We start from the raw sequence: 20,063 nt of genomic DNA, 5'->3' as shown, positions 1-20,063 counted from the left end.
CCGTGGCCGCCAGTTCAAACGCGCGCCACTTCCACCCATAGCCGCGTCATGACAACGTGCTTGACCAGATCAAACAGATGCGCGGGTGCGCTCGCGGGTACCAGGACACGCCGGATCAGGGCCTGCAAGTCGACGCGCAGGCACGCTTGCGACACCCCCTGCCGCGTTGACAGGGTGCGCAGGCGGACGCGACTTTGCGTCGGCATATCGATCTTCAGTTCGGCATGTTCTGGCGCCAGGACGGCGTCATGGAGTGCATCCAGCGTGGTGCAGACGTAGACCGCGCCAGGGTCGCTGGATTCGCCTTCAATGCGGCGCAGCCATTCCTGCGTGCCGACCCACGGGGTGCCTGCCCCTTGTATCGGGGCGTCCAAGCGCAGGTGGCTGAATTCAAGCAATTCGATGAGTTCAACAAAGGCCAGCTCACGTATCACCATCAGCGGCCCCCTTGGCTCATCGCCGCGTGGACCGCGCGCCCATTGCTTCACGACACCCTCCTGTTAATCGAAAGGGGGCTCACGAATGGCCCCCGTTCAGTCCTGCCTGTGTTGCGCGATCAGGCTTGAGCCTGCGCCTCCTCCAGCGCGCGCACCTTCTTCCTGTTGCGCACCGTCGAAAACACCAGCCAGATGGCCAGCGCAGCAATCGCGTAGATGAAGCCCGCGCTGATCGGGCGGTCAACGAACACGCTCATGCTGCCCCGCGACAGCAACAGCGCGCGGCGGAAGTTCTCTTCAACCATGGGGCCCAGCACGAAACCCAACAGCAGCGGAGCGGGAGAAAAGCGCAGCTTCAGGAACAGGTAGCCCACCAGGCCAAGCGCCAGCACCATGCCCACGTCGAACAGGTTGTTGTTGGTGCTGTACACGCCGACGCAAACAAAGAACAGCGCGGACGGGAACAGGTACTTGTAGGGCACTTTCAAGAGCCTTGCCCACATGCCGATCAAGGGCAGGTTCATCACCACCAGCATGATGTTGCCGATCCAGAAGCTGGCGATCAGCCCCCAGAACAAATCCGCATGCTCGGTCACCATCTGCGGGCCGGGCTGGATGCCGTGAATGATCAGCGCGCCCAGCATCAAGGCCATGACGGAGTCACCGGGAATGCCCAGGCTCATCGTGGGAATGAAGCTTGTCTGCGCGGCGGAATTGTTCGCCGCTTCGGGGCCCGCCACGCCTTCGATGGCGCCATTGCCAAAGCGCTTGGGCGTCTTCGACACGCGCTTCTCAACCGCATACGACATGAACGAGGCGATGGTCGCGCCCGTTCCCGGCAGGATGCCCAACACCGCGCCAATGGCGCTGCCACGCGCAATCGGCATGGCCGATTTCTTGATGTCGCCCGGTTCCGGCCGTACCGACATCTTGGGGCCGGCGCCCACGGTTGTGGCCTTGCCGATGCGATTGACGTTGGCAAAGAAGTCCGCCAAGCCGAACAGGCCCATCGCCAGCGCCACCAAGGGCACGCCATCGCTGAGCTCGATCACGCCGAAGGCATAGCGAATGGTGCCGGTGTTGACGTCGGTGCCCACCACGCCCAGCAGCAGCCCCAGAAACACCATGGCGATGCCCTTGATGGCCGAACCCTTGGCCAAGGTGGCCCCGGCGAACAGGCCCAGCATCATCATGGAAAAGTACTCGGCCGGGCCGAACTGAAACGCCACTTCAACCAGCAAGGGCGAGAACAGGATCATGATGACGATGCCCACGCTGGCGCCCACGAAAGACGACATCACCAGCATGAACAACGCGGACCCGGACTTGCCTTGCCGCGCCAGCGGATTGCCGTCCAGGCAGGTCACCGCATGGGAAGGCGTGCCCGGCAGGTTGAGCAGAATGCAGGTGATGCCGCCGCCGTACTGGGCGCCGTAGTAAATGCCGGCCAGCATCATCAGGGCGGCCACCGGCGTCATGGCGTAGGTAAGCGGAAGCAGGATGGAAATGGCGGCCAGCACGCCCATGCCCGGCAGCACGCCGATCATGTTGCCCATGAAGACGCCAAACAGCGACCACAGCAGGTTCTCCCACTGCAGCGCCACGGAAAAGCCGTGCAATACGTTATCGAACAGATCCATGGCTTACCCCCAGCGCAACATCGGGAACTGCAATTGCAGCGCCCACGAGAACACAACCGCGCCGAACACCGTCATCGCAATGGCGAGAATGGCGGCGGATTTAATGGAATTCGACGTATCGCCCAGCGCCGACACAAACACCAGCGCAAAGGTCGCGGGCAGGAATCCCACGAAGCTGCCCAGGATGATGAAGAGCGCGATGCCCGCCGCAATGCAGGCCATGCCACGGATGCGATCGCGGCGCGACGGCTGCGGCAGATGCTCTTCGACGAGTTCCTCCTGCACCTCGTCGGGGTCCGGGCTAAGCGGAATCAGAATGCCCAGCGCCACCAGGAAACAACCCACCATCAGGGGGAAGTAGCCTGGCCCCATCCGGGCCAGTTCTCCAATGTTGTATGACGTCGCTTCAAGTATGGTGAGCGCGCCGCAGAGTGCTATGAACGCACCTCCCCACAGATCGCGCTTTCTAGAGAATATGGTGCTGCCCACGGCTTGCTCCCCGGTTTGTTGTTGACTTGCTCCGGGCATGCAACCGTTGCATGCCGGAGGAGCGGGCACTTTAAGGAGAGGGGCTTGCAAACTGCTTTCACGCTTTGCCGGCGACTATGCGGGATAACCATGGCGCGGGCATGAGGGCGGCAGTCCGAGTGAACAAGTGTGAACAGCGGTTCAATGTCGATGTTCACAAAAGTGAACATCGCCGCGTGCTATCGCGCTGAAATCCCGCTTGGCACGGATTTTTCCGAAGCGTCACGTACTTGCCAAATATTGCAAATCCGAAGCAGGTAGAACGCGAGGCATAATTTCGTTTTCGAGGTCCAGAAGCGCCGCCATGCTCCGCCTGTCTCTTACCGCGCGAATTCCGCTTGCGGTCGCTTTGCTATTTCTTGTGATCTCCACCGCGCTCATTTCCCTGGCGCTGCATGGCGTATCACGGCAGTTCGACCGGCAGATCACCAACCTGGGCCAGGTATATCTGGACGGGCTCTCCGCTGCGATTCTTCCGGCCGTGCGCGCCCACGACGCCGAGCAAATGGTGGAGGTGCTGAATCGGGCGCTGGACACCCATCTGGGCGTGGTTGATCGCACGCTTGCCGTGGTGGGCGCCGATCAGCGTCTGCTGGCGCACGTTGCGCGCTATCCCGAGGTAGAGCCGGTTCCGCTCGCGCGGCTTTCGGACACGTCCGGCACGCTGATCAGCGCACGCTCGGAAGGCGTGTGGACGTGGCGTCTGTTGGACACCAACCAGCCCCAGCTTGGCACCTTGGTGGCCAACCTGGACGTCAGCGACTTCCATCGGCAACGCCAGGAACTGGCCCTTGAGCTTGGCCTGGTCGGCCTGGCGATCAGCCTGCTTGGCGCCGTGCTGTGCTTCGGGATGGCTCGGCGCCTACAACGCCCGATCATCTCGCTGACCGAAGCACTGCGCGCGGGGCCGGAAGAACGGCTGCGCCCCATGCGCGTTGACACCACAGACCCGGAACTCCGGGAACTGCTCTCTGCCTACAACTGGATGGCGGAAGGCGCCCTGCAACGCGAGGCGCTTGCCGAACGCAACGCGCGCATCGAACGCGAAGCGGTACTGGGCCGCATGTCGGCGGCTCTAGCGCACGAGGTACGCAATCCATTGGGCGGCCTACGCACCGCCGTGCAAACCTTGCGGCAGTTCGGTGAACGCCCAGAGGTCAGAGCCGAATCGCTGGATTTCATCGAACGCGGTGTGCAGGCGTTGCAGGCCGTTGTCGATGCAAGCCTACGTACCTTTCGCCCCGGCAACGCGTGGTTGCGCCAGGAAGATATCGCCGACATCCGCCTGATGGTGGATGCTCAAGCCGGCAAGGCAGGCGTACGCGTGCAACTCGATAGCGAGGGCATGCTCCACGACCAGGCCTTGGCCCTGCCCGCCGGCGCTGTCCGCCAGGTTCTGCTGAACCTGGTCCTGAACGCGATCCAGGCATCGCCGCCCGGTGCATGGGTGCGGATCTTTGCGCGCGCCAAGCGCGATGCCTTGACGCTGCACGTGGCGGACAGCGGCTCTGGTTTGCCGATCGCGGCGCGACGCGCGCTGGCGGGCCATCCGTCCGACGGCGACGGCATGGGCTTGCGCATCGTTGCGGACCTGATCACCACCCTGAACGGCCGTCTGCGCGTGACGCGCTTTGGAAGCGGCACGCGCATCTCGGTGCGCCTACCCTTCGCCACAGAGGAACCCTCACCGTGAACGATATCCAGGTGCTGCTCATCGAAGATGATGCCTTGCTGGGCGGGGCGCTCTTGCAGCGCTTGCGGCTGGAGGGTATCTCGGCGCAATGGGTGCAAAGCTGCGCGCAGGCCGTCGAGCTGTTTCGCAGGACGCGCATGCGGCCCGCCTTCCTGCTTGCCGATATCCGGCTTCCAGACGGCTCGGGCGAAGAGCTGTATCGCCGCCTGATTCCGCATCTGGCGCGCACCACCGTGGTCTTTGCCACCGCCTATGGGGAAATTGCCCAGGCGGTGCGCCTGGTATCAGCGGGCGCGAACGACTACCTGACCAAGCCCTATGACACCGACGCGCTGGTTGCACGCATCCGCTCCGTCATCGCCGCCCAGCCCGCAGGCAGCAACGCTGCCGTCCAGGACAATCCGTTCGTGCTTGACGCCGCCACGCACGCTGTCGCGCAAGAGCTGGAACGGTTTGCGGTCAGCGCGTTGCCGGTGCTCTTTGAAGGGGAAACCGGAACGGGCAAAGACCGTGCCGCACGATACGTCCACGCGCGCTCGGCGTTTGCGTCCGGCCCCTTCGTCGCGGTCAACTGCGCCACGCTGGCCACCGACCTGGTCGAGAGCCTGTTGTTTGGCCATGCCAAGGGCGCCTTCAGCGGCGCCGGCGCGGCGCGGGATGGCCTGTTTGCCCAAGCGGCGGGTGGCACCCTGTATCTGGATGAAGTGGCCGAGCTGACACCCAGAGCGCAAGCCGCCCTGTTGCGTGTGCTGGAAAATGGAGAGTATCGACCCTTGGGCGAGTCTTCCAGCCGCCAGACGAATTGCCGAATACTTGCCAGCACCTGCGCGAACCTGGAAGCGGCGATGGCGCAGGGAACGTTTCGCGCCGACCTCTTCTATCGGCTTGCCGTGGCAAGGGTTGCGACCTTGCCGCTCAGAAACCGGCCGGCGGCGATCGACGTGCTGGCCAGCGCCTTGTTGGAAGAACAACACACGGCGGGCGTCACGTTTTCGGCGAACGCCATGCAGGCGATGTATGACCATGCCTGGCCCGGCAATATCCGGGAGATGAAGAACCGGATCGCGCGCGCCCTCGTCATGATGGAGGGCGCCACGCTACATGCCAGCGACCTGTTCCCTGAAAGGCGGCTTACGGAACAACCAGACCTGGCCGCCACGCGCCTGGACGCCGAACAACGCGCCATCCAGCAAGCCATTTCCGAATCCGGCGGCCATATGGGGTTGGCGGCAAAGCGGCTAGGAATTTCTCGAACGACACTATGGAAAAAGCTGCGCGCCGGCCGTCAGGAAAGCACCGATTCCGAGCCATCCTGACTAGCGCTTGTGCCGTCCAAAGGAATTTCAATTAGCAGGTAATCAGTGGCGTCGCGGCGTTCGATGCGCCATTCGACGTCGAGCATGCCTCGCACCCGCTCAAGCGCCGATAGGCGATTGTTGAAACGCTTGAAGGCGTCGCCATCATCCAGCGGGGACTGCGCCACGGCTTGCGCAATCGCGAACAAGCTGCGCGTGCGGCGTTGCAGATCCGCGATCAGCACGCGGTGGCGCCGCTCGACCTTGATGATGTCGGTGATGTCGATGAACGTGACGACGACACCGTCCACGCTGCTATCGGCGCCACTGTGCGGCACCATCCGCAGCAGGTAGTGCTTTCCGTCCAGGGGGCTGGCGATGCGGCGTTCAACGGGCCGAAAGTCGGTATAGACGTGCTCGATATCGTTCGCAAACGCGGGCAGGTCGAAGCGGCTGGCCAAATCGGTAATGGGTCGGCCGCAGTCGCTGGGCAGGATGTTGAACACATCGCTTATTGCCGGCGTGAAGCTGCGGATGATCAAGTTGCGGTCGAGGAACAAGGTTGCGATGGCCGCCTTATCGAACAGCACGTTCAGATCGTTGTTGCAGCGGTCCAGCTCGTCGACCTTGCCGTGAAGTTCGTCGTTGACGGTGTGCAGCTCTTCGTTAAGCGAAACCAGTTCTTCCTTGGAGGCTTCCAGTTCTTCGTTGGCGGATTGCAGTTCTTCGTTGACGGACAGCAGCTCTTCGTTGGACGCGCTCAATTCCTCCAGCGCGGCCTCGTATTCCTCAGCCATGGACTGCAAGCGTTCACGCGCTTGCAGCAGTTCGATTTCCACATGGCGGGCTGCGCCGTCTTGCGGTGCATGGGCGGGGGAATGGGCGCCCTCCGCGCTCTCCATGCCGCGCTGAAAGAACAAGACCAGATATCGCGTTTCCGTGTCTCGCTGCCAGCATAAGGGCTCGACCTCTAGCGAGACCCGCTGCAAGCGTCCTTCGTCGTCTTCAAAGGCCACGCCCTCCCGTCGCGCGCGCTTGCCGGTCTCGGCCGCCTCGTGCAGCAAGGCACGCAGATCCGGCCGCAGGCCCTTGCGAGCCAAGGCCAGCACCTGATGGCTGGGTACGCCCATCTCGGCCTGCAAGAACTTGCCCGTGCCGTTCGAGTAATACAGCACGTCGCCGTTGGCATTGATCACGACATGCGCGGGGGCATGCCGAGTCAGCACCTGGCGTTCGATCGCCGCGTGCAGCGTCGCGCCGACCGCATCACCTGGGCGGTGCGTGAAACTGGGCAGGCTGGCAGCCTGCAAGGGCCACGATGAAAACGCCAGGCGGGGCGCAGCCGTTTGCCCGGTACGCCGTTGAAAGATCCGATGCTTGCGTTCAATGGTCTTGAACAGGCTGCCGACCTCGCCCGCGTCTTCTGCCGCGCCAAGCAACAGAAAGCCATTGGGCTGCAACGAATAATGGAACGTCGGGATGATCTGTTGTTGTACCTGGCGATCAGAACAAATAAGCAGGTTGCGGCACGAGATCAGATCGATTCGGGCGAAGGGCGGATCACGCAGCACGCTATGGGGCGCGAAGACGCACATGTCGCGCAGGTGCTTGTTCACGACATAGCCGTCGCCGTCCGCAAGAAAGTGCCGATCGCGCCGTTCTCGCGACATCCCATCCAGCGACTGGCCAGGGTATCTTGCCGCGCGCGCGGCAAGCAGCGCCCAGTCGTCCACATCGGTGGCGAACAAACGCACACGAGGCGGCGCCGCCATGGTGTCCATGTATTCGCGCAATAGCATGGCCAGCGAATAGGCCTCTTCGCCCGTGGCGCAGCCGGGCACCCATACGCGCACGGTATCCGTCGCCCCCCGGCTTTGCAGCAGTTCCGGAATGACCAGCCGGTTCAGCACGTCGAACGCCTCGGCGTCCTTGAAGAAGTTCGTGATGCCGACCGATAGATCTCGGAACAGCGCAATGGCCTCTTGGGGTTCTTGATTCAGATGGTCGATGTAGGCATCAACGGCGCCAAGCTGTTTGACCTGCATGCGGCGCCGCACACGGCGCATGAAATCCTGATCGCTGTAGCCACTGGAATCGTGGCCGATGCTGGCGCGCAGCAACTCCCGGATTTTCATGCCCGAAGCGACCAAGCCGTCCGGTTCACCCCCTTCTTGCGTGTCGGGACTCGCCTCGCCCCGCAGCGATACGCCCACGCCAAGCTCGGCCAGCTTGCGCGCCATTTCGCTCGCGGGCAGCGCAAAATCGACCCACCCACTGGCGATGGCGCTGGCCGGCATTTCAGGATTGACCGGGCCGTCTTCGTCCGTGGCCTGCGCCATGGTTAACCCGCCATACTCTTTGATGGCCTTGATGCCAAGCGTGCCGTCTGAATTCCCGCCGGACAACACCACGCCCGCCGCATAATCCAGGCAATCCTGCGCCAAGGCGGAAAAGAATAAATCAACAGGGCGGCGAACCGACAGATTCGCCGGACGCTTAATCACGCGCAAGCGCCGCTGGCCAATAGACATGAGGGCGTCGCGCGGCAGCAGATATACACAATTTGGTTCAAGCTGCTGATTATCAACGCCGATCATCACCGCCAGCGAGGTGTGGCGCGCGATGGCGTCAAGCAGGTGTTGTTCGTGGCCAGAACTTAAATGGGAAACCACCACGAAGGCCATGCCGGGATTCAGGGGCACGCCACGGAAAAACGCTTCCAATGCCTGGATTCCGCCGCCGGACGCGCCGAGACCCACGATGGGAAATTCCGTTCGCAGCATCATGTCCCTCTGGCCAAGCCGGCCTGGCAAACAGCATATTGGGTGTTACATGCACGGCAAGGAATACGCATCACCGCTGGCGTCAACATTACCATGGGCGATTACGCTTTGATACGGGTTAATCCATATGGCGCGGGTGAGTCCTAATACCCTTTTCAGGCAAACAAAAAAACCCGAAATAAATAATCCCTGATAACCCTACTGGCGTTTTGCAGTGCCGGGCGGCACCAGGCCGCGGCGCTCGATGGGGGTAGAGAAAATAATGGAAGTCCGTGTTTCTCCGTATCCGTTGATGGTCCCGATAAAACGCTCAAGATCCATCAAGCCCGTTGCCACCACGGTCATCAGGTAGGAATCGGCCCCGGCCACATGGTGGCACTCAAGCACTTCGGGTGCGTGGCGCAGCCGGTCAAGCAGGGCTTTCTTGCCGGGCTGTGTCGCGGTGATCCCCACAATCGCCTTTACGGGGTAGCCCACTTGCGCCGCATCCACCTCAAGGGTGAATCGCTGCGCAATGCCGGCATCCTGCAACCGCTTGAGCCGTTCCGCCGTTGCCGCAACCGACAAGCCGGCGGCCTCGGCAAGGGTCTTCAGTGGCGCGCGCGCGTCAACCTGAAGGGCGCGCAGCAAGCGCCACGCCACGTCATCCAGTTCATTTTTATCCGTTCTTGCCATGGCCCGTTTCTACCAGAAAACCGACGGCTAAATTTAGCATTCACCGGAATAATGCGCTGTATCTGGCAATGGGACCGACGGGATAATCGATTCTTCTTAATGCGAATCCTGATGCGGCATGCTCGACATCCAGCACTACGGCAGCTTTATCCTCGCCATCCTGGTATTCCAGGCCATTCCCGGCGCGGGCACCATCGCCATCCTGGACGCCACGGCGCGCCATGGCAAAAGCGCCGGCATGGCCGCGGTGTTGGGCACCATCGCGGGCGACTTTCTGTTCATGGTCGCGGCGGCGGCGGGCCTGGCCGCGCTCATGCGGACGCATCCGCTGGTCTTTCAAGGCCTGCAATGGGCCGGGGTCGCGTATCTGCTATGGCTGGGCGCGCAACTTATCCGCACACGTCTCAGTGCGCAGGATCAGGAACGCGAACGCGACCGATCACCCTGGGTGTACTTTCGTCGGGCGTTCATGGTGAGCCTGACCAACCCCAAGGTGATCCTGTTCTTCGTCGCGTTCTTTCCCCTGTTTCTTAAACCGGCGGCATCCCCGGTAACGCTGGCGGTGATGATGCTGCATGTGACCGTGCTAAGCCTGCTCTATCAAAGCGCATTGGTGCTGATCGGAAACGCCCTGGCCTTGCGCCTTGCGACGTTTCCAAGCGCCAGGCTGCTGGCCACCCGGTGTGCCGGCCTGGCGCTGGTCGGCCTGAGTATCCAACTGGCTGCTGGCGTCGCTTAGGCGCCACGGCAGGTGAACAGGGGCCGGGAAGCTAGCCCGCCTGGATCATCTTCCACCCATTGCCGGCCGGGTCGCGGAAACCGGCATCGACGCTGCCGTAACGGTCCGTTGGCTCTTGGGTGAACTCAACGCCCAGCGCCTGCAATCTGGCATGGCTGGCGCGGCAGTCAGCCACCGACAACACCAGCGGCGGCATGGCGCCCTTGGCAACCATCGCGTGCAGCGTTTGCGCGGTGGCGTCGTCATGGATGGGCGGGCCGGGCTTGAACAGGCCAAGCTGAAACGAGGGCTGGTCCGGATGTTGGATGGTCAGCCAGCGGTAGTCGCCATTGCGCACATCCGTGTGAACGCGAAAGCCCAATTTTTCGACGTAGAACGCCAGCGCTTCGTCCTGATCGTTCACGTACAAGCCGACAACATTGATTCCTTCGTTCATGACTCCTCCTTGGTGGATTCACGCAATGTAGCGGCGGCGGCGCGACGGCGCTTCTCCAAAACTGCGCTGTCCAGGTCGGGGCGTTGCGCGGCCTTGACCACACAGGCCGGGACACGGGCAAGTTCCTCGGGATGGGCTTGAAGCTGGGCGCGCATCCCCCCTGGGCTAAGCCCTGTAACGTCATGGAAGATGCGGCCGAAGGTACCCAAACTCTGCCAGCCGGTCTCGAACGCGATCTCCGTAATGCTCATGTCGGTATCCCGCAACAGGGCGATAGCGCGCTCGATCCGGCGTGTCAGCAAGTAGCGGTGCGGTGGAAGCCCGAAGGCGCGCTTGAACGAGCGCGCGAAATAGGCTTGTGAAACCCCGCTGACTTCGGCCAGACGGCTGACCGGCCAAGCCTCGCTGGACGCCGCGTCCATGCGGTCCTTGGCACGCAGCAGGCGGCGCAGCAGCGCCGCATCCTCCAACGGACGGGATGAGTCCGTTACCGAGGCGGCGGCAAGCGGCTGCGAATCACTGGCTGCGCGGATGGTCATGGGTGCCTGGCGATTCCGAATCCAGCTCCGCTTCCTCGCGCGCCTCCAGCTCGTTGCCCAGAACCTCGGCGGCATCGTCGCCGCTGGTTTCCGGCGTCAGGCGGCGGCGCGTGTGGCCCGCGGCGCGGGCGTCTTCGCCCTCGTCGAGGCGCTCGGTTTGCAACGCCACGTTCGCCGCAGGCGCATAGCCCCGCTTGTCCTGGCCGAAGTAAACCACCGTGTGCGGATAGGGCAGCTCGATGCCGGCGGCGTCGAAGTGCTTTTTAAGCAGCCGGTTGTAGCCGCGCTGCACGGCCCATTGCATGCCGGGCGTGGTCTTGATCAGGATGCGGATGGTCACGCCCTTGTCGTTGACCGCCGTGACGCCGGCAATGGTGATCTCTTCAAGAATCTCCGGCCCCAGCACCGAATCCGTCATCAGCTCGGCAAAGGCCGCGCGCAGATGCTCGATGGCGTCGTCCACGCTTTCGCGATGCGCGATCGTGTATTCGCCCAGGTGGTACGAGAAGTCACGCATGTGGTTGGCCACCACGTCCACCGACGAGAACGGCACCAGGTGATAGCCGCCGTCCAGCGTGCGGATGCCCACCGAACGTATCGTCATCTTCTCGACCGTGCCGAACACGCCCGCCACCTGCACCACGTCGTTCTCGTTCATGCCGTTTTCAAGCTGGATAAAAACGCCGGTGATGATGTCCTGCACCAGCTTCTGCGCGCCAAAACCGATCGCCAGGCCCACCACCCCGGCACCGGCGATCAGCGGGCCCACGTCGATTCCGATCTGCGACAGCAGCACCATCAGCGTCATCGTCACAATGACGATCAACGCGGCGTTGCGAAACAGCGCCAGCAGGGTACGTTCCCGCGCGGTGGGCATGCCGCGCCCCTCGCTCTGGCTCAGGCGGTGTTCGATGACGCTGGCGATAACCGTCCAGACCAGCGCCGCGATCAGCAGCACGATGACGATGTTAAGCACCACCTTGATGGCCGCGCCTCCGGCATCCGAGGCCAGCCAGCTAGACAGGTCAAACGCCTGCCAGGCGTCAAGAATAAGCAGCACCGCGACGATGCGGATGATCCATCCCAGCACTTTCAGCAGGGCCGGCACATAGGCGTTGACGCGCGTCTCCAGCATCGGCAGGCGCCGCCGCAGGTCGTCTGACAACACGATGGGCTTGGCCAGTACGGTGTTCACCAACAGCACCAACAGGCTGCTCACGCCGATCACCAGCAAGGTCTGCGCGGTGGCGCGGGCCATGAAGGGCAGCGCATTGGTGGGGTCGATCTGGCTGACCACCAGCAGGACGGTGAAGTATCCGATACCCAGCACGTGCCACACGCGCGACAGAAAGTGCAGCCGCGACCCCATGAAGGTGGCGGCATTGGCGGCGCGTCGGCTAAGGCGTTCGCGCACCGACTGGCGGTTCTGCCAGATGACACGCACCGCATACACGTACACCGCCAGCATGATGACCATGTTGGCCAGCCGACCCAGGGCGGGCGACAGCGTGGCCGAGATCACGGGGTCTATCAGCAACGTGCCATAGCCCGCCGCCGCCACCACGCGCACCAGCCAGCCGTTCCAGTACTTGGCCAGTTCGTCGGACATGGGCAGAAGGCGCAAGTGCGGATGCCGCACGGCGAACACGGTGCGGATCAGCACCTTGACGATCTCCACCGCCACGAAGGCTTGCAGAAACACGGCCGCCAAGGGGTCCAGCGTGCCGCGCCCCGGCGTGCCCCACAGGGCAGCCGCGCCGCCCGCCATGGCCGCCAGCAGGACGACGCCCGCGTCGATCGCCACCGCGCCCACGATGGCCCCGCCACGCCGATACAGCACACGCATGGAGGCGGGCACGCCGCGCTTGGGCGGCGTGACGGGCTCGCCCGCACCCTGATGCGCCACCCAGCGATCGATGCGGGTGTAGATGCGCATGGCGATCATCCGCAACAGCAGGAAGGCAATGATGGTGGCCACGGCGGCCAGCGTCAGGGGCAGCAAGGCCTGGCCCGCCGTGCCGCTGTCCATGCGCAGGCTGCGCCCCGAGGCCAGCACGCGCAGATCGTCGACGCCCTGGCCCATGTCGGCGGCAACGCCGGTCAGGAAACGCTGCACGCCGTCTGCCATGCGTGCCTGCAAGCCGGGTACGGCGGGTTCGGCTGGCTCGGCCGCGCCTGCGGGGCGGGAGGCCGCCGGTTTGGTTCCGGACGCCTGCGCGCGCAGCTCGTCCACCAGCGCTTTGCGCGCCTCGGGATTCTCTAACAGGTCGGCCAGCGCGGCGGGAGTCAGCGCCGAGGGGGACGCAGCGGCTTCCTTGGCTGGCAGGGGCAACGCGGCCATGGCGGGGGCTTGCCAGAGCAACGACAGGCAACTCAGCATCGCCGCCAGCAGCAGGGCCGCCAGCCAGGGTCTTTCTCGTCGGCGCCGCCAGAGACTGGCGGCATGGTTGCGGAACAGGGAAGACGCGGATGCTGTCGTTGCGGATAGAACCACTAATAAATCTCCTAGGCGATCAGGGCAGAAAATCGCGGCGCGCGATCGCGGTGGGGACGCCGGCAATTTCCAAATGATATCGCCCATGGAGCCGTCCGCTTGTTCGGCCTCCCCGGTTCCCCGCTCCGCAACGTCAAGTTTCAGCCTGCATCACGGCATCAGGAATTGCAGTCTGACGCCCTATCAATTGCCATCCCTACCGGCATCCGACATCGTCAGAATGATTTTCCCAACGTTCTGAGACGACTCCATTCGGCGATGCGCGTCCGCTGCGCGTTCAAGCGGATAGGTGCTGTCAACCACGGGCACCAGACCCGCGCCGCTGGAAAAGCGGTCCAGCCAATGCTCGCGAAAGCGTTGCACCATCGCGTGCTTTTCAGTCTGCTGACGTGATTTCATGACAGTGCCGAAAATTTGCAGATGGCGATACAGGATGTCTTCCAACGCAATACTGACCTGGCCGCCGCCACCCAGGATACCCACCTGAACCAGCCGCCCGCCGTTGGCCAGCGAGGCAATGTTGCGCGCAAAGTTGGGTGCGCCAATAAAGTCGATCACCACGTCCACGCCACGCTTCGATGTCCGCTCGGCCACGACCTGCGCATAGTCCTGCGTGCGATAGTCGATGACGCAATCGGCACCCAGCCGCTGAACCTGCTCAAGCTTGCTGGCCTCGGCCGTGGCGTACACGGTGGCGCCCGTTGCCCGAGCAAGCTGCACCGCCGCCGACCCCACGCCGCCCGCTGCCGCGTGAATCAGCACGGAATCTCCGGCTTTCAGACGGCCCAGGTGCAGCATGGCTTCGTGCGCGGTGACGAACACTTCGGGGATGGCTGCCGCGTGTACGTAGTCCAGCGCCTGGGGAATGGGCAAGGCCATGCGCCAGTCCAACCGGGCGACCTCCGCATACGCACCGCCACCCACCACGCCCATTACGCGGTCGCCCGCCTTGAAGCCGCGTACGGCGCTGCCGGCTTGCAGCACTTCGCCCGCGATCTCCAGACCCATGATGGTGGAGTCACCAAAATTCGGCCGGCCATAGCCGCCACGGCGGTGGGTCAGGTCGGCACGATTCACACCCGCTGCATGGACGCGCACGATAAGGTCATCGGGCCGCATGTCGGGCTGGGCCACGTCGGCCACCTGGAGCACATCCGCCTCGCCAAACTGTTCAAAAATAATCGCTTTCATTGCTTATCCTTCAGGGCGCTTTCGTGTGACACGGCCAATGTGGCTTGCGCAATCGCCGAGGCGGTGATCGCGGCGGGAAATCCGACGTAGAACGCCAGGTGCGTGATGGCGGCCGACAGCTCATTCTGCGTCAGCCCATTGCCGACCGCGCGGCGCAGGTGCGCCGGCAACTCATCCGTGTGGCCCGCGGCAATCAAGACGGCCACGGTAATCAGGCTGCGGTCTCGCGGCGCCAACGCGGGGTCGCTCCAGATATCGGGGTAAAGCGTGTTGTCGACAAAGGCCGACAGCGCCGGGGTGAAGGCACGCGCGGCTTCGCGCGGACGGCTGAAATCGATATTCGACATGGTGTGCTCCTGGTTCAAGCCTGGCTGATGAATTTGTGCGTGAGGTAGTACTCGATGCCTTCCACGCCGCCCTCCGAACCGTGTCCGCTTTCCTTCATGCCGCCGAACGGCAGTTCCGTGGCCACGATGCGGTATTGATTGATGCCGATCATTCCGGCTTCCAGGCCGTCGGCCACGTCTATCGCCGTGCGAGCATTGCTGGTGAACGCATAGGCCGACAGGCCATAAGGCAGCCGGTTGGCTTCCTGCAAACCGTCCGCCAATTCATCAAAGGGCATCAGTACCGCGATCGGGCCAAAGGGCTCTTCGTGCATGATCTTGGCATGCATCGGCACATCGGCCAGCACCGTCGGTTCGAAGAAGTAGCCCGCGCCGTCGATGGGCTTGCCCCCGGCCAATACCGTGGCGCCGCATGCCACCGCGTCAGCAATCAACGCCTGCATCTTCTCCAACTGGCGCGGGTTCGCCAACGGCCCAACTTGCGTATCGGGATCAAGCCCGTTTCCGACCTTCAGGGCGCGGGTAGCCTTGACGAAATGTTCACGGAATTCGTCATAGGCGCCGCGCTGAACCAGAAAGCGCGTGGACGAAATGCAGACCTGGCCGGTGCCACGGAAGCGGTTGGCGGCACCCTCGACCGCGGCGCGCTGGACGTCGGCATCGTCGAACACCAGAACCGGCCCATGCCCGCCAAGTTCCAGCGTGATGGGTTTCACGCCTTCGGCGGCACGCGCCGACAACAAGCGGCCGATCGGTACGGAGCCCGTGAAGGTCACCTTGCGGATCACCGGCGACGCAATCAGATGCCGCGACACATCGTCCGGCACGCCGAAGACAACTTGCAGCACCCCTTTGGGCAAGCCTGCATCGTCCAGGGCGCGGGCCAGCGCCAGCGCGGTTGCCGGGCTCTCTTCACCGGGTTTGATGATGACGCTGCAACCGGCTGCAAGGGCGGCGGCAAGTTTGCGCGCCGGCGTGATCGCGGGAAAATTCCAGGGCGTGAACGCGGCCACCGGACCGATCGCCTGCCGCTTGACCAGTTGCTGCACACCGGGGCGGTTGGCGGGCACGACGCGGCCGTCAATCCGCTTGGCTTCTTCGGCAAACCATTCGAAATACTCGGCGGCGCGCAACACTTCATCACGGCTTTCAGCCAAGGGCTTGCCCTCTTCAAGCGTCATCAGCGTGGCAATGTGCTCGGCACGTTCGCGCATCAATTCCGCCCCGCGCTTGAGAACACGAGCGCGCTCGTTGGGCACAGTCGTGCGCCAGGCATTGAAGGCCGGCTGCGTCGCGGCAAGCGCGCGATCCAGATCCGCCGTCGTCGCAAGCGGCACACGGCCCAGTTCCTGACGTGTGGCGGGATTCACCACGCCGGCCGTGTCGCGCTCGCCAGCGCCGATCCATTCGCCGTTGATGAAGAGGTAAAGCGGTTCATAGTTGCCGTTCATGGTTGCAAACTCCGATAAGATTGTTGGTGACCTCGGAATGGAGTCTAGGCGTGAGCGGCGCGCGGATTTAGCCCCTTGCGGAAGAATGACTTTCCCTTCCAGAGGAAAAGTCGCACGAACACAATGGGCCCACGATGGACAAGCTATACAACATGTCGGTTTTTGCGAAAGTGGTGGAGATGGGCAGTTTCACTGCCGTGGCCAACCATCTTTCCACCACGGTCGGCAACATTTCACGCGCCGTCACGGTGCTGGAAGAAGGCCTGAATGCCCGGCTGATTCAGCGCTCCACCCGCCGCCTGGTCGTCACCGATGTGGGGCATCGCTTCTATGACCGCTGTATTGCGATCCTGGGCGACGTCGAGCAAGCCGAAGCCGAGGCGGGGCATGCAACGGTGTCGCCACGCGGCGTATTGCGCGTTCACGCCGTACCCGGCTTGGGGCGTACGCTGGTCGCCCGCACAGCCTTGGCGTATAGAAAGACCTACCCCGACGTCTCGGTGGACCTGCTTCTGTCGCAGCGCATGCCGAATCTGCTTGAAGAACAGCTCGATGTCGGCATCGTGATCGCGCGCGCCTTGCCGGATTCGACCTACGTCAGCCAGAAGATTGGCGTCAGCCACTGCATCTTGGCGGCATCGCCAGAGTACCTGGCGCAGCATCCCCCGGTGCACACCCCCGAGGACCTTGCCCAGCACGCTTGCGTCTTGTTGACCACGGTGGACTATGCCCCGGACGAATGGCATCTGGAAGGCGAGGGCGGCACTTTCACCCATCGGCCGGCGGGCGGCCACCTTGGCGTGAACGACATGGACGCCATGGCCACCGCGCTGCGCGATGGGGCCGGCATCGGCCTGCTGGCGGGTTTCTCGGCGATCGACGATCTGCGCCGAGGCACGCTGGTACGCGTACTGCCCGGGCACTACACGAACCAGCGCAACGTGTATGCGCTGTACCCATCGCGTCAGTTTGTCGACGCCAAGATCAAGCTGTTCGTGGACGCGCTGAAGCTGCATGTGGGCGAGCAGCTTGCGGGCTATGCCGCTGAGCTGGGCATCACGGCGAAAGAGACGGGCTGAAGGGATCGACGGGTGAATTAACGTGTCAGACTGCATTATGAATTAGCGTGTCAGACTACGTTGCCGTGGCAGCAGAATTAACGTGTCAGACTACGTTGCCGTGCCAGCATGCCTGACGCCTCAACCCTCATCCTTATCCCCATGACCAAACCAAGCATCAAGCCGCCTGCCCCGTACGAAGACGCCGTGACGTTTCAATTCGGCGATTCGCCCGAACTCGCCGACGAATTGCTCGCGCTGGTTCTGGCGGGCACGAAGACAGCCACCTGCGGCGCGCTGCATCACTTCGACGACGAAGAACCCGTGCCGCAAGCGGGCCGGCGCGATGTCGTGCTGGATGGCCAGGGCCGACCCGCCTGCGTCATCGAAACCACCGGCGTGTTGATACAGCGCTTCGACCAGGTGGATGAGGCCTTTGCGCTGGCAGAAGGCGAGGGCCCGTACCCCGTTTGGCGCGATGCGCACATTGCCTACTTTGAACGCAACGGCGGATATGCGCCAGACATGATGCTGGTGTGCGAGCGCTTCCGCGTCGTAGAGGTCTTTGCGCGATAGCGGCTATGTGACTGCTGGCGCACGCCGCCTGGCGATGGCGTCCTACCGTTTCAGGACATACGGAATAGGGTGCGCGAGTACAAGGCTTGGCGAATGGACGCTTATTCAGTGGCCTCAAAAGCCGCGTGGTACTGAACGCAGCCTGCCGGCGGTTCTCCTGAGAAAGCCCTGGCCTGAAAATACTCCTGTGGAACTCCCGGCAACTCAAGCCCCGGACAGGCACTGAAGCCAAAGCGGCCATAAAAGCCCGGGTCTCCCAGCACCACGCAACCCGCAGCGCCGCGCTCTTGCAGCGCGGTCAACGCACCGTTCATCAAGCGCGAGCCGATACCCTGGCCTTGCCGCCCGGGCTGCACGGAGATGGGCCCCAGCCCGAACCAGCCTGTCGCCCCCGACGACACCGTGACGGGCGATATGGCAACATGCCCGACGATATCCTTGCCCTCTGCCGCCACCAGCGAAATCGTCAATTGCCCGCTACGCCGCAGCGCATCCACGATGAATTGCTCGGTATGGCTGGAATGTTCTTCATGTTCGAACGCCTCGCGGGTCAGCTTGGAAATACCGGCGATGTCTTCGGCGTTCTCGGGGCGCAGGGTCAAGGTCATGGGATTGTGCCTATTGGATAGTAGTGTGACCGGTATAGCGGCCATTAATGGATCAGAAGCTTCGACCAAGTGGCAAATCTGTTGCTCATAGCGCCACCACGCACTCAGTCCGGCTTCCCATCATGGTCCCCAAGCGGCCTGGCGGGCCAGTCTGCCCAGCGGTTCACGCGGGTACTCTCATACGCTTCGTTGAGCGGGAAGCGCACAAGGTTGTCGGCGCGTGTCGGTTCGCCGACCACCATCAACCTGACTTCGTCCTGCGTGTTGTTGATGAAGGTGTGACAGATGCCGGTGCCGGCGGGAAACGCAACGGAGTCGCCTTCGACGATGGGATGCAACACGCCGTCGATCCAGACATCGGGCTTGCCTTGAAGCACGAAGACGAATTCCTGCTCGGTGCTTTCGGCGTGCGGATATGAGGTACGTCGACCGGGCAACAGCCTGACGTGATGAATGCCGATGCGTGTGATGCCGAGTGCCGCGGAAAGCGGTGCGTCCAGCGCCATGGGTTCGGTATCGCCCTGGTAGGAATGCGCATCGGGGGTTTCGAGTTCGGTCCAGTGCTTGATGAATTCCGGTCGGCTCATCGGCGGTTCTCCAGGTTGTTCCTACGAAGGGATGTGTGGATTGCAGTCTGACACTCGAACGCCGCGCCGCCAAATTCCATTGCCAATCCGCCTTCACCCATCCGTCGATACCGTAGTCGCCTCCCACGCTTGAAACTCGTCTTCCAACGCAGCAAGCTTGGCTCGCACCAGCATCAACGCGTCGCTGCCCAGCAATAGATGTGCCGGAGGATCTTCAGCCTCGATCGCTGCAAGCATCGCACGGGCGGCCTTCACCGGGTCGCCAAGCTGCTTGCCGCTTTTCTCTTCACGCGCCTGCCGGATAGGATCGAAGATGACGTCGTAGTCCGGGATGGAACGCGGGGTGCGCGTCATGGAACGGCCGGCCCAGTCCGTACGGAACGAGCCCGGCGCCACGGCGGTGACGGCGATGCCCAAGGGCTTGACCTCTTTGCCTAGGCTTTCCGAAATGCCTTCCAGCGCGAATTTGCTGCCGCAGTAATAGGCGATTCCCGGCATGGTGAGGTGTCCGCCCATCGATGTGATGTTCAGGATGTGGCCGCGTCGTCGCGCGCGCATGAAGGGCAGCACGGCCTTCATCATGGCGACGGCGCCGAACACGTTCACGTCGAACTGCCGGCGCATTTCCGAGAGCGACGACTCTTCCAGCACGCCCTCGTGCCCATAGCCCGCGTTGTTGACCAGGACGTCGATGGGTCCCACGCTGGTTTCGATTTCGGATACGGCGTCGTCAATGCGGTCGAAGTGGGTGACGTCCAGGACGCGTCCATGGGCCGCTTCGGAAAGCGATTCGAAATCGCGCTTTGCCTCTGCGCTTCTTACCGTGCCCACCACCGTGTGACCGGCGGCCAGCGCTTCTTGTGCCAGCGCGCGGCCGAATCCGCTGCTGACTCCGGTGATCAGAAATATCTTGCTCAACGCCATGATGCGTCTCCAGAATACGAAAGAGAGACTGCATACTATTCTTGCGGTGGACGACTTATCAG

The 20,063-nt window shown here is 63.1% G+C and carries 19 protein-coding genes; 5 read left to right on the top strand and 14 right to left on the bottom strand.

Translation table 11 applies throughout. From position 1 onward, the window contains the following. Positions 1-14: 14 nt before the first annotated feature. The 3 genes from M2361_RS20015 to M2361_RS20005 form a co-directional block, all read right to left on the bottom strand. On the bottom strand, positions 15-437 hold the full coding sequence (locus M2361_RS20015) for a hypothetical protein (protein ID WP_259251395.1): 423 nt from the start codon (positions 435-437) through the stop codon (positions 15-17). A 119-nt stretch (positions 438-556) separates the two neighbouring features. Then, entirely contained in the window at positions 557-2,077 is a 1,521-nt protein-coding gene (locus M2361_RS20010) for a tripartite tricarboxylate transporter permease (RefSeq protein ID WP_259251394.1), read from the bottom strand. A 3-nt stretch (positions 2,078-2,080) separates the two neighbouring features. Beyond that, a complete protein-coding gene (locus tag M2361_RS20005) occupies positions 2,081-2,566 on the bottom strand; it encodes a tripartite tricarboxylate transporter TctB family protein (RefSeq protein ID WP_242001359.1) in 486 nt (161 codons plus the stop codon). A 343-nt stretch (positions 2,567-2,909) separates the two neighbouring features. Between M2361_RS20005 and M2361_RS20000 the strand changes: the two genes are divergently transcribed. Together M2361_RS20000 and M2361_RS19995 are read left to right on the top strand one after the other, a co-directional pair. Further along, positions 2,910-4,298: a sensor histidine kinase gene (locus M2361_RS20000; RefSeq protein WP_259251392.1), complete on the top strand. Its 1,389-nt coding sequence runs from the start codon at positions 2,910-2,912 to the stop codon at positions 4,296-4,298. Beyond that, positions 4,295-5,614, top strand: a complete 1,320-nt coding sequence (locus M2361_RS19995; RefSeq protein WP_259251391.1) for a sigma-54 dependent transcriptional regulator — start codon at positions 4,295-4,297, stop codon at positions 5,612-5,614. Before M2361_RS20000 ends, M2361_RS19995 begins: the two co-directional genes overlap by 4 nt. Here M2361_RS19995 and M2361_RS19990 read toward each other — a convergent pair. Together M2361_RS19990 and M2361_RS19985 are read right to left on the bottom strand one after the other, a co-directional pair. After that, the gene (locus M2361_RS19990) at positions 5,584-8,379 is read right to left on the bottom strand and encodes a CheR family methyltransferase (protein WP_259251390.1); all 2,796 of its coding nucleotides are present in this window, start codon (positions 8,377-8,379) and stop codon (positions 5,584-5,586) included. The two genes, M2361_RS19995 and M2361_RS19990, sit on opposite strands and share 31 nt — an antisense overlap. A 195-nt stretch (positions 8,380-8,574) precedes the next feature. Further along, complete coding sequence (locus M2361_RS19985) at positions 8,575-9,051, bottom strand: Lrp/AsnC family transcriptional regulator (RefSeq protein ID WP_259251389.1); 477 nt, start codon at positions 9,049-9,051, stop codon at positions 8,575-8,577. A 118-nt stretch (positions 9,052-9,169) separates the two neighbouring features. Between M2361_RS19985 and M2361_RS19980 the strand changes: the two genes are divergently transcribed. Then, on the top strand, positions 9,170-9,790 hold the full coding sequence (locus M2361_RS19980; RefSeq protein WP_259251388.1) for a LysE family translocator: 621 nt from the start codon (positions 9,170-9,172) through the stop codon (positions 9,788-9,790). 31 nt (positions 9,791-9,821) lie between these two features. On the opposite strand, the gene M2361_RS19975 is transcribed toward M2361_RS19980, so the two are convergent. From M2361_RS19975 to M2361_RS19950, 6 genes are all read right to left on the bottom strand, one after another. Further along, on the bottom strand, positions 9,822-10,226 hold the full coding sequence (locus M2361_RS19975) for a VOC family protein (protein WP_259251387.1): 405 nt from the start codon (positions 10,224-10,226) through the stop codon (positions 9,822-9,824). Next, positions 10,223-10,765, bottom strand: a complete 543-nt coding sequence (locus tag M2361_RS19970; protein ID WP_404976404.1) for a helix-turn-helix domain-containing protein — start codon at positions 10,763-10,765, stop codon at positions 10,223-10,225. The genes M2361_RS19975 and M2361_RS19970 overlap by 4 nt, the downstream gene beginning before the upstream one ends. Beyond that, the gene (locus tag M2361_RS19965) at positions 10,743-13,145 is read right to left on the bottom strand and encodes a mechanosensitive ion channel domain-containing protein (protein ID WP_259251534.1); all 2,403 of its coding nucleotides are present in this window, start codon (positions 13,143-13,145) and stop codon (positions 10,743-10,745) included. Before M2361_RS19965 ends, M2361_RS19970 begins: the two co-directional genes overlap by 23 nt. Before the next feature lie 297 nt (positions 13,146-13,442). Next, positions 13,443-14,450, bottom strand: a complete 1,008-nt coding sequence (locus M2361_RS19960) for an NAD(P)H-quinone oxidoreductase (protein WP_259251386.1) — start codon at positions 14,448-14,450, stop codon at positions 13,443-13,445. Further along, positions 14,447-14,797 (bottom strand): carboxymuconolactone decarboxylase family protein, encoded by a 351-nt coding sequence (locus tag M2361_RS19955; protein WP_259251385.1) that lies wholly within the window; start codon positions 14,795-14,797, stop codon positions 14,447-14,449. Before M2361_RS19955 ends, M2361_RS19960 begins: the two co-directional genes overlap by 4 nt. A gap of 14 nt (positions 14,798-14,811) precedes the next feature. Continuing rightward, on the bottom strand, positions 14,812-16,248 hold the full coding sequence (locus M2361_RS19950) for an NAD-dependent succinate-semialdehyde dehydrogenase (RefSeq protein ID WP_259251383.1): 1,437 nt from the start codon (positions 16,246-16,248) through the stop codon (positions 14,812-14,814). Between the two features lie 134 nt (positions 16,249-16,382). On the opposite strand from M2361_RS19950, the gene M2361_RS19945 reads away from it, so the two are divergent. Both M2361_RS19945 and M2361_RS19940 read left to right on the top strand, forming a co-directional pair. Further along, entirely contained in the window at positions 16,383-17,327 is a 945-nt protein-coding gene (locus M2361_RS19945; RefSeq protein ID WP_259251382.1) for a LysR family transcriptional regulator, read from the top strand. Positions 17,328-17,435: 108 nt separating this feature from the next. Beyond that, positions 17,436-17,882, top strand: coding sequence for an ASCH domain-containing protein (locus M2361_RS19940; protein ID WP_259251381.1), 447 nt, complete (start codon positions 17,436-17,438; stop codon positions 17,880-17,882). A gap of 101 nt (positions 17,883-17,983) precedes the next feature. On the opposite strand, the gene M2361_RS19935 is transcribed toward M2361_RS19940, so the two are convergent. The 3 genes from M2361_RS19935 to M2361_RS19925 all read right to left on the bottom strand — a co-directional run bounded on the left by M2361_RS19935 (position 17,984) and on the right by M2361_RS19925 (position 20,001). Continuing rightward, a complete protein-coding gene (locus tag M2361_RS19935; protein WP_259251380.1) occupies positions 17,984-18,490 on the bottom strand; it encodes a GNAT family N-acetyltransferase in 507 nt (168 codons plus the stop codon). Positions 18,491-18,594: 104 nt separating this feature from the next. Further along, a complete protein-coding gene (locus M2361_RS19930; protein ID WP_259251379.1) occupies positions 18,595-19,077 on the bottom strand; it encodes a cupin domain-containing protein in 483 nt (160 codons plus the stop codon). 93 nt (positions 19,078-19,170) lie between these two features. Beyond that, the gene (locus tag M2361_RS19925; protein WP_259251378.1) at positions 19,171-20,001 is read right to left on the bottom strand and encodes an oxidoreductase; all 831 of its coding nucleotides are present in this window, start codon (positions 19,999-20,001) and stop codon (positions 19,171-19,173) included. Between the last annotated feature and the right edge of the window lie 62 nt (positions 20,002-20,063).

Origin of the sequence: Achromobacter sp. JUb104 (genome assembly GCF_024806975.1) — a bacterium.
GTDB classification, from domain to species: domain Bacteria; phylum Pseudomonadota; class Gammaproteobacteria; order Burkholderiales; family Burkholderiaceae_B; genus Achromobacter; species Achromobacter spanius.
The sequence above is the reverse complement of the archived record's forward strand: the minus strand, read 5'-3'. Positions and strand labels throughout refer to the sequence as shown.